At 63.0% G+C, this 15,190-nt stretch carries 14 protein-coding genes; 7 read left to right on the top strand and 7 right to left on the bottom strand.

The features are described 5' to 3' along the window. The 5 genes from AC52Q4_RS13555 to AC52Q4_RS13535 form a co-directional block, all read right to left on the bottom strand. Window positions 1-1,964 (bottom strand): acetoacetate--CoA ligase (locus tag AC52Q4_RS13555; RefSeq protein WP_495537329.1); only part of this gene is annotated, 1,964 nt, incomplete at its 3' end. Window positions 1,965-2,149: 185 nt separating this feature from the next. Beyond that, window positions 2,150-2,623: a DUF1499 domain-containing protein gene (locus tag AC52Q4_RS13550; protein ID WP_495537328.1), complete on the bottom strand. Its 474-nt coding sequence runs from the start codon at window positions 2,621-2,623 to the stop codon at window positions 2,150-2,152. Window positions 2,624-2,642: 19 nt separating this feature from the next. Beyond that, window positions 2,643-3,374 (bottom strand): SDR family NAD(P)-dependent oxidoreductase, encoded by a 732-nt coding sequence (locus tag AC52Q4_RS13545; protein WP_495537327.1) that lies wholly within the window; start codon window positions 3,372-3,374, stop codon window positions 2,643-2,645. A 94-nt stretch (window positions 3,375-3,468) separates the two neighbouring features. Continuing rightward, complete coding sequence (gene gpmA / locus AC52Q4_RS13540) at window positions 3,469-4,167, bottom strand: 2,3-diphosphoglycerate-dependent phosphoglycerate mutase (RefSeq protein WP_495537326.1); 699 nt, start codon at window positions 4,165-4,167, stop codon at window positions 3,469-3,471. 294 nt (window positions 4,168-4,461) lie between these two features. Next, complete coding sequence (locus AC52Q4_RS13535; RefSeq protein ID WP_495537325.1) at window positions 4,462-5,130, bottom strand: cyclase family protein; 669 nt, start codon at window positions 5,128-5,130, stop codon at window positions 4,462-4,464. Window positions 5,131-5,511: 381 nt separating this feature from the next. On the opposite strand from AC52Q4_RS13535, the gene AC52Q4_RS13530 reads away from it, so the two are divergent. The 7 genes from AC52Q4_RS13530 (at window position 5,512) to AC52Q4_RS13500 (ending at window position 10,599) form a co-directional block, all read left to right on the top strand. Then, on the top strand, window positions 5,512-6,003 hold the full coding sequence (locus AC52Q4_RS13530; protein ID WP_495537324.1) for a CYTH domain-containing protein: 492 nt from the start codon (window positions 5,512-5,514) through the stop codon (window positions 6,001-6,003). Next, window positions 5,969-6,490: a L,D-transpeptidase family protein gene (locus AC52Q4_RS13525; RefSeq protein WP_495537323.1), complete on the top strand. Its 522-nt coding sequence runs from the start codon at window positions 5,969-5,971 to the stop codon at window positions 6,488-6,490. The genes AC52Q4_RS13530 and AC52Q4_RS13525 overlap by 35 nt, the downstream gene beginning before the upstream one ends. 192 nt (window positions 6,491-6,682) lie before the next feature. Next, on the top strand, window positions 6,683-7,441 hold the full coding sequence (locus tag AC52Q4_RS13520; protein WP_495537322.1) for a hypothetical protein: 759 nt from the start codon (window positions 6,683-6,685) through the stop codon (window positions 7,439-7,441). Between the two features lie 222 nt (window positions 7,442-7,663). Then, complete coding sequence (nagZ, locus tag AC52Q4_RS13515; RefSeq protein WP_495537321.1) at window positions 7,664-8,680, top strand: beta-N-acetylhexosaminidase; 1,017 nt, start codon at window positions 7,664-7,666, stop codon at window positions 8,678-8,680. Between the two features lie 153 nt (window positions 8,681-8,833). After that, window positions 8,834-9,202, top strand: a complete 369-nt coding sequence (locus AC52Q4_RS13510; protein WP_495537320.1) for a DsrE family protein — start codon at window positions 8,834-8,836, stop codon at window positions 9,200-9,202. Window positions 9,203-9,218: 16 nt separating this feature from the next. Beyond that, on the top strand, window positions 9,219-9,794 hold the full coding sequence (locus AC52Q4_RS13505) for a hypoxanthine-guanine phosphoribosyltransferase (RefSeq protein WP_495537319.1): 576 nt from the start codon (window positions 9,219-9,221) through the stop codon (window positions 9,792-9,794). Window positions 9,795-9,858: 64 nt separating this feature from the next. Further along, complete coding sequence (locus AC52Q4_RS13500; RefSeq protein WP_495537318.1) at window positions 9,859-10,599, top strand: S-methyl-5'-thioinosine phosphorylase; 741 nt, start codon at window positions 9,859-9,861, stop codon at window positions 10,597-10,599. Window positions 10,600-10,729: 130 nt separating this feature from the next. On the opposite strand, the gene AC52Q4_RS13495 is transcribed toward AC52Q4_RS13500, so the two are convergent. Together AC52Q4_RS13495 and mfd are read right to left on the bottom strand one after the other, a co-directional pair. Continuing rightward, entirely contained in the window at window positions 10,730-11,452 is a 723-nt protein-coding gene (locus AC52Q4_RS13495; RefSeq protein WP_495537317.1) for a CsiV family protein, read from the bottom strand. Between the two features lie 4 nt (window positions 11,453-11,456). Further along, entirely contained in the window at window positions 11,457-14,921 is a 3,465-nt protein-coding gene (gene mfd, locus AC52Q4_RS13490; RefSeq protein WP_495537316.1) for a transcription-repair coupling factor, read from the bottom strand. Window positions 14,922-15,190: the final 269 nt, after the last annotated feature.

Genomic DNA, 15,190 nt, shown 5'->3' with positions numbered 1-15,190 from the left:
TAAAACAGCTCCTTGATGGTGGCGATCTTATCGAGCGAGCCGGGGTTGGCGAGTGCGTCCCGATTGACGATCGGGTCGCCGCTCAACAGCTTGGCGACGGCGAGCTCGACCTTCTTGCCACTGCGTGTATAGGGAATCTCATCGAGCTGGACGATCTTTGCCGGTACGTGGCGCGGACTGGCCCATTCGGAGATGCGTTGGCGTATCTTGTCGCGCAGCGCGTCGGTGAGCTCGTGGCCTTCATTGAGCACGACCATCAGGACTACCCGAATGTCCTCCCGCCAAGGTTGCCCTACCACGAGGCTGTCTGCGATCTCCGGAATCGTCTCCACCGGCCGGTAAATCTCCGCGGTTCCGATACGCACGCCGCCAGGGTTGAGCGTGGCATCGGAGCGGCCGTGAATCGTCGAGCCCCCGTGCGCATAGAAGGTAATGTAATCGCCATGGGCCCAGACACCGGGGTACGTGTCGAAATAGGCCTTACGATAGCGCGTCATGCCCGGATCGTTCCAGAATCCGATTGGCATGCTCGGCGCCGGTTGAGTGCAGACGAGCTCCCCTGGTTCGCCCACGATTTCATGCCCATTCGAGTCGAAGGCTTTGACGTCCATACCAAGCATCTTGCATTGGATCTCGCCGCGGCGAACCGGCAGGGTCGGGCTCGTGCCCACGAAGCAGGAGACGATATCGGTTCCTCCGGCGATCGAGCCGAGCAGCACATCGGTTTTGATGGCTCGATAAGCGTAGTCGAAATCCTCGTGGAGCAAGGGTGAGCCGGTGGAAAAAATCACTCGAAGCCGCTCGAGCTCGTGTGCTTGGCCCGGTCTCTGACCAGCATTACGGCAACTGCCGAGAAATTTGGCGCTGGTGCCGAAATGCGTTATGCGCTCGCGCTCGGCCAGCGCCCAGAGGACATCCAGGCTGGGGTAGGCCGGCGAGCCGTCGAAGAGGATCAATTCCGCCCCCGTCAGTAGTCCGGAGACGAGCCAGTTCCACATCATCCAACCCGTGGTCGTGTAATAGAAAAACGTCTCCCCTGAGCCAATGTCAGCGTGGAGTATCAGCTCCTTGCTATGCTGCAGCAGGGTGCCGCCGGCGCCGTGGACGAGGCATTTCGGTACCCCGGTGGTGCCGGAGGAGTAGAGGATGTAGAGCGGATGAGCGAAAGGCAGCTGCTCGAAAGTCGGCCGATGCCCCCGTCCCTCGGCCAGCGCGTCGTCCCAGCGCAGGAATTGCGGCTCTTCCGGAAAGGGCGGACCGGATAGGTTGTCGATGAGAACGACGGCCGTGACCGAAGGCATCCGCCGCTGCAGGGCGCGCACCTGGTCGAGGCGGACGAATGCCTTGCCACCGTGAACATAGCCGTTGTCCGCTATCAGGAGTTTTGGCTCGATCTGACCGAAGCGGTCCAGAATAGCGTTGACGCCAAATTCCGGCGAGACCGACGACCAGATGGCCCCGAGCGCGGCCGTGGCGAGCATCGCAATCAGCGCCTCTGGCGTGTTGGCGACGATGCCAGCGACGCGGTCGCCCGTTTTTACCCCTTGCGCCCGCAGAAAGCTCTGAAAGGCACCGACCTCGCCAGACAACTCGCCATAGGTCAATTGTCGCCGGGAGCGGGATTCGGAGAGGGCCGTAATCGCGGGTCTGCCCGGGTCGCCGTACAGCGCCTCGCGCAGGAGATTTTCAGCGAAATTGAGCTTTGCTCCGGGGAACCACTCGGTGCCGGGCATATGCCGCTCGCCGAGCACGCGGCTATGGCGCTGGCTTGCGAGCACGCCGGTAAAATCCCAGATGCTCTCCCAGAATCGCTCGAGATCGCGCACAGACCATTCATGGAGTTCTTGATAACTCTGGAATGGCCCATGACCCTGCGCCGTGAGCCAGTTTTGGTACCGCGCTATGTTGCTGTGCTGGAGATCCCGCGCCGTGGGTTGTCTGAGAATCGGGGCATCCACGCTCATGTCCACCTCTCGATCCCGGCGGCGTGCGCGGTCGGCTCGAAGGCGCTGCAAACGCCGGCCGCGGGGCTGAATCGGCGTTTGCCGCAACGAATTATAACAGCCATGCCATCACCCCGGCTCGTCGCTGCGCGACCCTGCCTTTCGCAATTCGTGCTTTTCAGCAATCGCGCGATGCGTGGTGACAATCAGAGCCGCTGCTCGATTTGCTGTCGTAGGCGCACGATGCGCGCGGTGTTGGCACCGAAATCCGCCGCCCCTATACGCGACGCCGAGCGCAAGCGCAGCGCGCTATCAGCGTTTTCGGTCGTTTTTACCCAAACCTCGACATCGTCTTTGAAACGCCACAACGGTGTCATCGCCACCGCGTGCAGGTAATGATTCCCGGGATCGATGCGGCGTATCTCCCAGCCGTTGGCGCGTGCGGCGGCAACGGCGGCTTCGAGCACGGCTTGCGCGGGGTGGGGGTAAACCTGCAGTCTTCGTTCGGGATAGGCCGAATCGGCCTCGGTCTGCACGACATGGCGGGTGAGGTAGGTGTGCAAGCGGGCCAACGGCCCCGGGCTCGAGCGCAACGGCGGGTGATTGTAGGCAATGACGGCAAGCGGCGTGCCCACCCCGAGGAGTAGCAAAGCCAGCAACAACCGGATCATAGCCGGCATGATTCGCCCATGACCATCGTTACCAGTCGGTGGGCTGGCCGTGTTTCAGAAATGCGCCGCTTGGCCCGTCGTCGCCCAGCGTTGCCGCTTCGACCACCCATTCGGCCGCTTCAGCCGGGCTGTACGTCGCTTGTGCGCCTCCCATGCGAGTGCGCACCCAGCCGGGGTCTACCGAGTTGACCTTGATGTTCTCGGACTCCAGTTCCGCCGCGACCAGGCAGGTGACGACATTGAGCATCGCCTTGGATAGGCGATAGGCGGGGAAGCCGCGCTCCATGCGTGCGAGTTGGCCGTAGCCGGAGGAGATGTTGACGATGCGCCCGTAGTCACGACGGCGCATTATGGGCACAAATGTCTGGATCAGACGCAGCGCGCCGAGCGTATTGGTCTGAAGGTTCTCGCGCAGCGATTCCAGAGGCATTTCGAGCACGCTCGGCGCGCCGCGAGCGCCCTGCGCGAGCGCCTGTTCCGGGAAAATGCCGGCATTGTTGATCAGTATATCGAGCCGCCCGAACGCGTTGTCCAGGAACTCGGTGAGGCGCTGCACGCTATCGGCGCGAGTGACATCGAGTGGGTGGTAGCCAACGCCCAGGGCCTCGCCCTGGAGCTTGTCGGCCGCCGCTTTTCCCTGTACGGCATCGCGGCTGGTGAGCACGGCCTTATAGCCGCGCCGCGCCAACTGTCGTGCGGTTTCCAGACCCAGCCCGCGGTTGGCGCCCGTGATGACGGCGATGCGGCGGTTTTCAGTCATGGTTGCGGTTTCCGGCTCAAATCCAACGTGAACTTAGTCGCCCCCTGCCGCGTGGTCAAGCGCGTCTCGCCGCTACCCGCGGCGCATCGCCCCATCATACGCACTCGCGAAGATAATAGCTTTGCAGCACGCTCAGATCGTCCCGGAGCTCATAGACGAGCGGCTCGCCCGTGGGGATTTCCACCCCGGGGATCGCCTCGTCGCTGACCGTGTCGAGGTGTTTGATCAGGGCACGCAGGCTGTTGCCGTGGGCGGAGACGAGCAGGGTCTTGTTCTCCCGCAGGCGCGGTATGATGCTGCCCTGCCAATACGGGAGCACCCGCTCCAGAGTACTTTTCAACGATTCGGTCGAAGGCAGCACTTTCGGGCGCAGCCCTGCATAACGCGGCTCGAAGCGGGGGTGGCGTGGGTCGTCCTCGGTCATCGGTGGCGGTGGAGTGGCGTAGCTGCGCCGCCAGACGTGAACCTGCTCGCTGCCGTATTCCGCGGCGGTTTCGGCCTTATTGAGGCCGGTGAGCGCTCCGTAGTGCCGTTCATTGAGCCGCCAGTCGTTGGTGATGGGTGCCCACATCTGATCCAGTGCGTCGAGCGTAATCCAGGTCGTGCGAATCGCCCGCTTGAGAACGGAGGTGTATACCCAGTCGAAGCGGAAATCATGACCGGCAAGTAACCGTCCGGCCTCGTATGCTTCTTCCCGGCCTTGCTCGCTCAGATCGACGTCTTGCCAGCCAGTGAAGCGGTTCTCCAGGTTCCAGGTACTCTGGCCGTGCCTGAGCAAGACGAGCTTCTTCATCGTCAGGCGACTCCTTCGGTTATAAATAGGCGTTGGCCTGGCGGCCCTCCTGCCCTTTGGCCATTTGCCCGCGCGTTCGAGCGCGGGCCGCGAGGCAGGCGCCGAGGCCGATTGCATCATACCAACTGTGAGCGCCGAGCGTCCCGCCTGCGCGGCGACGGATCACGCCATTTCCACGCTCGGTGGAGGCAAAGGAGCGAGGCGACGCCACCTGCGCCGGGCGCGTTGCTTCGCTGTGCGCTGGCCGCTAACGTTGCCTCGCGGGAGCGTTGTGGTCCTGATGCCGGCCGCGATTCAGCCCCGTGCGCCTTCTTCCCGATTCGATGCTAAGGGGCGAAGCAGGGCGCGCGCCGGCGCGCCGTCGGCGCCGGCAAGGCGAAGCGGCAGGCAAAGAAGCTCATAGAGGCCGGCTTTTACCGGGCGCAAATCGAGGCCTTCGATAATCCATATGCCGGCGGCCAATAGCGCACGATGCACTTCGTCACCCTCCTCGTTGCAGGGACCCACTGACAAGTAATCGATACCGAGCAGCCGTATCCGTCGCTCGGCGAGCCAGCGCGCCGCGGCAGCGCTCAATGCCGTGAAATCGGCAGCGAACTCGCGCCGGGGCCAGGGATGGTCCGAATTGCGCGTTTTGAGCAGCAGCCGTTCGCCGGCTTGGATGTCGGCGGATTCCAGCAAGTGCGGCGAAATCGGGCCCGGCGTGTCGAGCACCACCACTCGCGCTCGCCCAATGGTCGCCGCAAACGGAAGCGCATCCATGGTGGATGCGCCGGGGAGGTAGTGGACGGGTGCATCCATGTGCGTGCCGGTATGCGCGCTCATCGAGAGCTGCATCAGATTGACCGGGTCGCCGCGCTCAATAGCGTGTGATCGGCGCACCCGCACGTCCGGATCACCCGGCCAGTGCACCATCCCGTCGTGGACAGGAACCGAGACGTCTATCCAATCGGTGGGGTTCATGTCCTCACTTCCAGCCGGTGATCCTGGCTGCGCGGCGCGAGAACAATGCAAATTCCCGCGCCGGGCGCGCTCACGATACGCATCACCCACCGTTTGGCATAGCCATAGTACGCTCGCCACGAGCGCCTGCCGGCGTTCGGTCTTTCCGCAAACCCGGTCTTTCCGCAAACCCATGGCGATTGCAGCGCTTGGCTTGTCAAAGGCCTTACTTATTTCATGCGAACAACCAGCGCCCCGCCTCGGTGCGCCCGGTAGGGGTACCCGGGAATCCGCCCGATGCGGGGTCTTCGTTGCTCGCGCCTCGCGAACCGGGCGGGCTGCACTTTCGCGTGTACCGGTTAGAATAGGCTGAGTTGCCGATCGCGCAATAGGGAGGTGTCAGTGGCCACGGAGATTGAGCGCAAGTTCTTGGTGGTTTCCGACGACTGGCGGCGCGAGTCCGACGATGGGGTGACCTACAAACAAGGCTACCTCATCGGCTGCAGCACCTGCAGCGTACGTGTACGCATCGCCGGAGAACAGGCTTGGCTCAACATCAAAAGCGCTACGATGAGCGTCTCCCGTCGGGAATATGATTACGCGATCCCGGCCCGCGACGGTCACGAAATGCTTGCAGAGCTCTGCCACAAGCCATTGATCGAAAAGGTGCGCTACAGGGTCCGCGTGGGAGTTCACGTCTGGGAGGTGGACTGCTTTGAAGGCAACAACGCGGGGCTGGTCGTCGCTGAGGTCGAGCTGAATCACCCTGAGGAGCATTTCACGGTTCCTGCCTGGGCCGGCCACGAAGTATCCCATCTGCTGCGCTACTACAACGTCAACCTGGTGGACTATCCGTATCGTGACTGGACAGAGGCGGAGCGAGCCGGGTTTTAAGGGTGACGCGCGCTGGGTCCGTGTCGAGATCGGTACCCAGCAGCTTCATCTTTACCGCGCAAGTCAACGGCTATGCAGCTACTCCATATCAAGCGCGCGGAACGGGGTGGGTGAGCGCAACGGCAGTGGTTGTACCCCGCGGGGTTGGCATGCGGTCCGCGCCCGGATCGGGGCAAACCAGCCGCTGGGCGCCGTATTCGTCGGCCGCCGGCCAACGGGCGAGATTTATACCCGTGAACTGGCCGTGCGCCACCCCAAGCGCGACTGGATCCTGACCCGGATTCTTTGGCTAAGCGGTCTCGAACCCGGCTTCAACCGCTTGGGGGAGGTGGACACGATGCGCCGCTTTATCTATATCCATGGCGCAGCGCCCGATTCGGCTTTGGGGTCGCCGGTCTCCAAAGGTTGCATTAGAATGCAAGGCGCTGACATCGTTGAACTTTTCGAGCTTGTAACGCCGGGCACGCGGGTTTTGATCGAAGGCTAGTTGTTGGTTCAACATGTTATCTTGATGCGCATTCAGCATCCTGTATAGAGAGAAGGTCAAAATGAACAGGCAAGCGGCGGATCACTACCGCTTGCGCAGGCTCAATGATTCGTTCCGATTACGGTGGCCTATTGGACTGAGGTCGAGCTTTTCCGGCCCCGGGTGGGCGGAAACTCAGGAGGGAATAGCATTATGCCAACCCAAGAGAATCCTGGTGGCGTTTCACCTACGGAGCTCGGCAAACCTTACGGTCTGACCCCTCGGCAGGTGAATGAAATCCTGGTCGAGGCCGAGCTCCAGGAACGACGTGCCGGGCAGTCTGGCTGGGCGCCCACCGAGGCTGGGGCGGCGTTTGTTCATGAACCGCCGTCCAGTGGAGCCAAGCCCATCTCATGGCTCCCATGCGTGCACGACTTCATTGCCGATGCCGTCAGCCCGGTGATCCGGTTCATCGAGACTCAGTGCTATCTGTCCCAACATGCCAGAACACCGTTGCCAGAGCTTTGGGAAGCGTATCAGCAGTGGTCGCAGAGCGAGGGTATAGATCGCCCGCTCAGTCGCGGTATTTTTGACCAACTCGTGGCCAAGCACGGTGCAAAGTGCTACCCGTGCCCGGAAGGCCGGGTTGCCGTCGATCTCGCGCTGGTTGACGAGGCCTCCGAGCAGACGCGATTGGATGCCACTCAGCAGCAGGCGGCGTTGGATCAGATCGCCCAGTTCATCGAGACCCAGTGCCGCCGGTCTGCCACCAGGCGGACCCCGGCCGAGGTGTTCTACGATGCTTACAAGGATTGGACGCGGACCGAGAACAACGATCGTGCTGTCGGGTGCGAAGCATTTCTCGAGCGGTTGGAGTATTACGGCTATCCGCAGGAGCGGGATGCCCGCGGCGTACGGGTTGTGGTCGGCCTTCAGCTCATCGGCAGGCGACCGCGGCTCAAAGTCGTCTGAGCGCTAATCCGTTCACCGATCGTTGCATCACTCGCTGCCCGGATTGCGCGATGTCGGAGCGCAGGGTTTGCATGGCCTCACCCCACCGCCACAGCCGCGCGGGTGCTCGCACGCCGGCTGCCAAGCACTCACGTCAAAATGAGCTAATGCAATGACTTGCGTGTCACTCTTCATAAGGATTATACGCTGAGCGCTAGGAACATCATGCCCTTGGGGCCTGTGATGGTCGGTATTCGCGGTCTCTCGCTGAGCCCGGAGGAGCGCGAGCTGCTGGGTGATCCCCGCATTGGCGGCGTGCTTTTGTTCACCCGCAACTACGCCTGCCGGGAACAATTGAGCCAGCTTACCGAGGCCATTCACGCGATCCGCCGCCCGCCGTTGCTTGTTGCGGTCGACCAGGAAGGTGGCCGTGTTCAGCGCTTTCGCAACGGATTCACGGCGCTGCCGGGGGCCGGCCGTCTCGGCAGGCTCTACGAGCAAAACCGCGCTGAGGCGGTTGCCGCCGCCGAATCGCTTGGCTGGCTGATGGCTGTGGAGCTTCGCGCCAGCGGCGTCGATTTGAGTTTTGCTCCCGTGCTCGATGTCGAGCGTGGGGTGAGCCAGGTGATCGGCGATCGGGCGTTTCACCATTGCCCGCAAGCGGTCTCGGAGCTTGCGCTTGGCTGGATACGAGGGATGCGCGAGGCTGGGATGGCTGCGGTTGGCAAGCACTTCCCCGGTCACGGGGCCGTCGTTGCCGATTCCCACCATGAGTTACCCGTGGACGAGCGTTCCCTGGAGGCCATTGTCAGGGAGGATCTAGTCCCATTCGACCGGCTGATCGCGGCCGGATTGGAAGGAGTCATGACGGCCCACGTATGCTATCCACGGGTGGACCAGCGGCCAGCCACCTTCTCCCGCTTTTGGATAGGCGATGTGCTGCGAACAAGGCTCGGTTTCGCGGGGGCCGTTGTCAGTGACGATCTGGGCATGGAGGCCGCGGCTGGCGAGGGCGATGTGCACCAGCGCGTCAGCGCGGCTCTCGCCTCGGGTTGTGATTTGTTGTTGCTCGGCAACGCGGTGGACGCCGCGGCAGACCTCCTGGAGCGCATTCCGAATATCGAGCGTGCGGATTCCTCCGCGCGCCTGGCCGGCCTGCGTGGTAAGCAACGAGACGATACCCTAGCGCGGGAACGCGGCCCGCGTCGGCGTTCGGCGGTGACACTGGCGCTGCGGCTTTGCGAAGACTCGCCGCAATAAGGGCAGCGGCGGCCGCGACTGGCCTCAGGCGGTCCACACGCGCCTCGGAGCAAACGGCGGTGGGGACCGCGTCACGGGGGGTGGTTTCCCAGCAACGCGACACCTATAATTCTGGCTCTTTTGGCCAGGGCGTAAGCGTTGGGGGAAGCCTCGGTGGCAAATAAGCTGCTCATAATCATGGTGAATACCGACCCGACGAACGGCCCTGAGCTCGGGGCACCGGTACTGCAGGCGGCGGTCGCTGCAACGATGGAGTATGATGTGGAGGTCGTTTTCAGCGGAATCTCCGGACGACTTGCCTTGCGTGGCGTGGCCGAACATCTGCGCATCCACCAGAGTGCGGACAAGACCGTCTACGATTTGATTCGTGAGGCGGATACCGCGGGAGTGGTATTCAAAGTCTCATCCACCACGATCGATATGTGGGGCAGTGATTTGATCCCTGAAATCAGCGAGACGGTGGGCGGCGCCTATGTCATCAGCGAGGCCATGGACGACGATACAGTTGCACTTTCCTACTGAACAGCGGGACGGTTAAATGGCGACGCAGCAGCAGGTGACCCCTTCGCGCCTGGATGAGGTGCTCCGGACCGCTGACCGGATTCATACCGAGGCAGACGTCGAGCGGGCGCTCGACCACATGGCCGAAGGAATCGAAGCGGAGCTCGGCGGATCCATGCCGGTGATTCTCGGGGTGATGATCGGTGCGCTCGTCCCACTCGGCAAGCTGTTGCCGCGCCTGCAATTTCCGCTGGAAGTGGATTACATTCACGCAACCCGCTACCACCGCTCGACCCGCGGCTCGGATCTGGTCTGGCTCGCGCGGCCGCAGACGTCATTGCGCGAGCGTACGGTGCTCGTCGTCGATGATATTCTCGATGAGGGGCGCACTTTGGCCGGAATCATTGACGAATGCTATGAAGCCGGCGCGCACGAGGTGCTCGCAGCCGTGTTGGTGAACAAGCGCCATGACCGTCGATTCGAAGGGTTCGAGGCCAATTTCTACGGCTTGAATGTCGATGACCGGTACGTATTCGGTGCCGGCATGGACTACAAGGGCTATTTTCGGAACCTGACCGGAATTTACGCCGTCAAGCGGGAACTCGAGGACTGAGCCGTCGTCTGTCGGGCCGGAAGTGTCGCCTCCTGCTTCCCATCACAGCGCAAGGAGCCCGTGTATGACGCTTGCCATCATCGGCGGGACGGGGTTGACTTCTCTCAATGGGCTGGAGATCGAACGCCGTGAAATGGTGCACACGCCCTATGGCGAGCCTTCGGGGCCCATCACCCACGGCGTGCTGGACGGTAAACCGGTCATGTTTCTCGCCCGCCATGGCTCCGGCCACACCATTCCTCCCCATAAGGTCAATTATCGCGCCAATATATGGGCGCTCAAACGCCTGAACGCCAGCTGGGTCCTGGCCGTTGCGGCCGTTGGAGGCATTGCCGAGGATATGGCCCCGGGGCGGCTGGTATTTCCCGATCAGATCATCGATTACACTTATTGCCGGGATCATACGTTTTTCGGCGAGAACCTCGCGCAGGTCGTACACGTCGATTTCACGCAGCCCTACGACGCCGGACTGCGCGCGTTGCTGGTCGAATCCGCACGCGTTGTGGGAATCGAAGCAGTGGAGCGGGGGACTTACGGAGCGACACAGGGTCCGCGGCTGGAGACCGCTGCCGAGATTCGTCGCATGGCGCGCGACGGTTGCTCGATGGTCGGCATGACGGGTATGCCGGAGGTGGCACTGGCGCGGGAATTGGAGCTTCCCTATGCGACCTGCGCGGTCGTGGCGAATTGGGGGGCGGGGCTGCACGGGCAGAAGGTGGTCGAGATGGCGGAGATCGAGAGCACCTTGCGCACGGGAATGGGGCACGTGCGCCGACTGCTGACCGAGCTGATCCACAGGCTGTGACGCGCGGCAGCCGGCGGCGATACCTACGCTGGATCAACGATCGCGGTGGCTGTTGAATACTTACGAGTCAGCCACGCACGCCCCGTCCAGGCGATTGGCTCGCCCGCTTCTCCAGCGATGCGCTCGCCGCTCAATTGTGTTTGAGATCGCGCTCCGGATTTAGCTTCCGTGCCTGTACCATGAGACCGAGCACGGGATGGTCGAGATAGTGGATCTCTCCCGGGCGCATGCGGCGGCTTTGGGTCATTGAATAGACCTGCGCCGCTTCCTCCGCGGCTGCCCCGCCGATGCCGTCGCGGCGATAGCGCAAATCCGCCTCAAAGTGCAGATAGCGTTTTTGGACCAGTCGCAACGTTCCCCAGAGCCGAGTGCCTTGCGGCAGATGATCGAACGGGGATTGGCTCGAGGGTGTCTTTGAGGCGCTGGTTTCCACCGCAGCCGACGGGGGTTGGGACCCATTCAGCGGCAGCAGGATCGCAGCGGAGCGGTCGGCTTGCGAAGCCGGTTGCCGCCAGCCGATGTGCAGTAGGACCTCGTAATCCGAGGAGTCCGTCAGGCGTTCATGGATTCCGGCGAGATGCAGCTTCGCATCCGGCAGTCGGCTGAATGCCGAAGTATCGCGATCGTCGACTGTGGGCGGGCCCAGCGTGATCAGGCGTTGCGTTGCGAGACGCACGATCGGCGGTGGGCGGTCGGGCCAAAACTCCGCATCGTCGCCTGGGGCTTCCCAATGGCGGAAGATGACCACCTCCACGGCGTACGCATTCTGCGCGCTGGCTGGGGCGCAGACCACGACGAGGCCTAGTGCGAGCGTTGCCGCGAAGCGGTGGATGAGATGGCGTGGGTGATCCATAGGCTTAGGCGGCTTCCCGCTCCGCCAGCGTGTCCAGGAGCTTCGTGACGATCGTGATCCGCTGTTCGGCGTCTTCCATCGGCTCACGGAACTGCAATCGTTCCTGGCCTTCGAGGCGATAAGTCTTAGGATTTTCATGGATCAGCCGGACGAGTGTTGCCGGGCTGACATCGGGCTGCGCGCCGAAGACCAAGGCCCCACCCCGCGGGCCAGCCTCGACCTTGATGATTCCGATGCGCTCGGCACGCAGCCTGATCTCAGCTTGGCGAAACAGATTTTTGACCGGCTGGGGGAAAAGACCGAAACGATCGATCATCTCCACTTGCAACTCCCGCAGCGCCTCCTCGCTCCGTGCGCTGGCGATGCGTTTGTACATCACCAGCCGGGCATGAATATCCGGCAGGTAATCCTCCGGCAGCAGCGCGGGGATGCGCAGATCCACCTCGGGAGTGCCTCCGCTCTGGCTATCGAGCACGGGCTCGCGCCCGGCACGTAGGCTTCGCACGGCACGTTCCAGCAGCTCGGCATAAAGAGCAAACCCGACCTCCTGAATCTGGCCGCTTTGCTCATCGCCGAGCAGTTCGCCGGCACCCCGGATTTCCAAATCATGGCTGGCGAGGGAAAAGCCGACGCCGAGATCCTCCAGCGAGGCAATGGCTTCCAGGCGCTTGACTGCGTCCGGAGTCATCAAGCTCTGCGGCGGGGCGATGAGGTAGGCGTAGGCGCGATGATGGGAGCGCCCGACCCGACCGCGCAGCTGGTAGAGTCGCGCCAGCCCCAGGCGATCGGCGCGGTTGATAATGATCGTGTTCGCGCTGGGGACGTCGATGCCGCTTTCGATAATGGTCGTACAGACCAGCACGTTGAATCGTTGATGGTAAAAATCCGACATAACGCGTTCGAGCTGGCTCTCGCGCATCTGACCGTGGGCGATGCGCACACGGGCGTCGGGGATCAGGTCGCTGATCTGACGCGCGATGCGCTCAATGCTGCGGATCTCGTTGTGCAGGAAGTAGACCTGACCGCCGCGATGCAGCTCGCGCAGGCAGGCTTCCTGTATCAGCGCGTCGTTCCATTGCGTGACGGATGTCTTGACGGCGAGCCGACGTGCCGGGGGCGTTGCGATGATCGACAAGTCACGGATTCCCGAAAGCGCCATGTTCAGGGTTCGCGGAATCGGCGTCGCGGTCAGCATGAGCACGTCCACGTTCGCCCGCAGGCTCTTTAGCTTCTCCTTTTGCCGGACCCCGAAGCGATGCTCCTCATCGATGATCAGCAAGCCCAGGTTTTTAAAACGCACGCTGTCCTGCAGCAGCTTGTGGGTGCCTATGACGATGTCCACCTTGCCTGCCGCCAGGTCCTGCAGTGCGGCCGCTTGTTCTTTGTGATTGCGAAAGCGCGAGAGCTGTTCGATCCGTACGGGCCAGTCGGCGAAGCGGTCACGGAAGTTGCGGTAGTGCTGCTGAGCAAGGAGGGTGGTGGGAACCAACACCGCGACTTGGCGACCGTCCTGCACGCCCATGAACGCGGCGCGCATCGCCACTTCGGTTTTGCCGAAGCCGACATCGCCGCAGACGACGCGATCCATGGGCTGGCTTGATTCCAGGTCGCCGAGCACGGCGTCGATGGCTTGCTGCTGATCAGGGGTCTCCTCGAAGGGAAACTGGCTGGAGAAGGCCTCATATTCGTGACGGGGGCAGTGGAAGGCGTGTCCTTGCGCCGCGGCCCGTCGGGCATAGATTTCCAGCAGCTCGGCGGCGACGTCACGGGCGCGTTCCGCGGCGCGTCGGCGCGCCCGCTCCCATTGTTCTCCACCGAGGCGGTGCAGTGGTGCGTTCTCGGGATCCATCCCCGTATAACGCGAGACCAGGTGCAGCGCCGAGACCGGAGCGTAGAGCTTGTCGCCGCCGGCGTATTCGATCGTTAGGAACTCCGTGGCCAAGCCGCCCACTTCGATGATCTGCAGCCCGCGGTAGCGACCCACGCCGTGGTCTTTGTGTACCACCGGCGCGCCGAGGTGGAGATCGGTCAAATCACGGATGATCGTTTCCGGGTCGCGCTCGGCGGGCTGACGGCGGCGCCGTTGCTGGACCCGGCCGGCAAACAGGGCCGCCTCCGGAATCAGCGCGAGCGGCGGTTCATCGAGCTGCACGCCGGCCTCGAGCGGGGCGACGGCAATCGCGAACCGGGCCTTCTGGTTCAGGAAGTCGGACCAGCCTTCGACGGGCTGAGGTTGGATCGCAATGCCTTGCAGGCGGGCCAATAAATCCTCGCGCCGACCGGCAGATTCGGCAATGAACAGCACTCGCCCGGAATAGCCCTGCACGAACTGCTTCACTCGCCCCAGCGGTTCGGCCTGTTGCGGTTCCATGCGCAGGTCGCCCAGCGCAGTGGCGGCAAATCGGATCCGACCGGAGCGGCCGTCCTCGGGCGCATGCTCATGACAGCCCACCCGGCGGAAATGCTTGAGCCGCGCGCGCAGCTCGTCGGGCGCGAGATAAAGCGAGCCGGGCGGAAGCACGGGGCGCTCCCGGTCATGGCGGCGTTGCTCATAGCGTTCCTGAATATGCCGCCAATTCGCTTCGAGTTCCGCGCTCACCTCCCCGACGAGCACGGTGATCGTGTCGCTGGGCAGATAGTCAAAGAGCGTTGCCGTCTCGTCGAAAAACAGCGGCAAGTAGTACTCGATGCCGTTGGGCAGGCGCCCGGCGCTCACTTCCCGGTAAATCAGGCCGGCGGTGGGATCGCCCTCGAAGAGCCGGCGATAATTGCCGCGGAAGCGGGTGATCGCCTCCTCGTCGGTGGGGAACTCGCGCGCCGGCAGCAACTCGATGTGATCGATGCGCTCGCGGCTGCGCTGGCTTTCCGGATCGAAGGTGCGAATGGAGTCGATCTCATCGTCGAACAGATCGATTCGAAAAGGCGCATCGCTGCCCATGGGGAACAAATCCAGGATCGAGCCCCGCGCGGCGAACTCGCCATGCTCCATGACCTGGGAGACGCACCGGTAGCCGGCGCGCTCCAGGCGCGCGCGCATGTCATCGAGCACCATGTTCTCGCCGGCGCGAAGAACAAAGGCGCGCCCCTCCAAGTAGTTCGCCGGGGCGATGCGCTGGATCAACGTCGCGACGGGGACAATGAGCACCGAGCGTCGTACGGCGGGCAGGCGGTAAAGCGTGAGCAGGCGTTGCGAGACGATATCCTGATGCGGCGAGAATACGTCGTATGGGAGGGTCTCCCAATCCGGCATGATCTGCACATCGAGCGATTCCCCGCCGAAGAAGCGCAGCTCCGTTTCCAGTTGCTGCGCCAATTGCGAGCTCGCCGTGGCAACCAGCGTCAGATTCGGCCCGGCCGCATTGGCGATGGCCAGTGCCGGCGCGGCGCCGGGCAGATCGTACCAATCCAGGCGTTGCCCCGGTTTGTCCGGTAACTGCGGTGTCAACAGGGACACAAGATTCGAGGTCATGGTCCGTTGGATGGTTTACGAGTAAGACCGGTAGCGTCGCGCTTGGCGAGGCGAATGCCGAGGCTGGATGCGCAATGCCGGGCCAAGTGTAATCAATCAGCGTCCCAGGGGGAACCGTGTAATCCGCGCCACGTGATCTTGGTACACTGTCGGTACGTCGTGCTGTGAGGTTAGAGTGGTTCAATGCCGAATCGTTTCACCCGCTTGGATGGACGTGGTCTGAGGCGGCGCAGCTCGAGCGCAAGCGGCGAGCCGAGCGAGGGAGCTGC

The sequence above is a fragment of the Nitrococcus sp. genome, from assembly GCF_059432795.1.
This window is presented reverse-complemented; position numbering and strand designations above follow the sequence as displayed.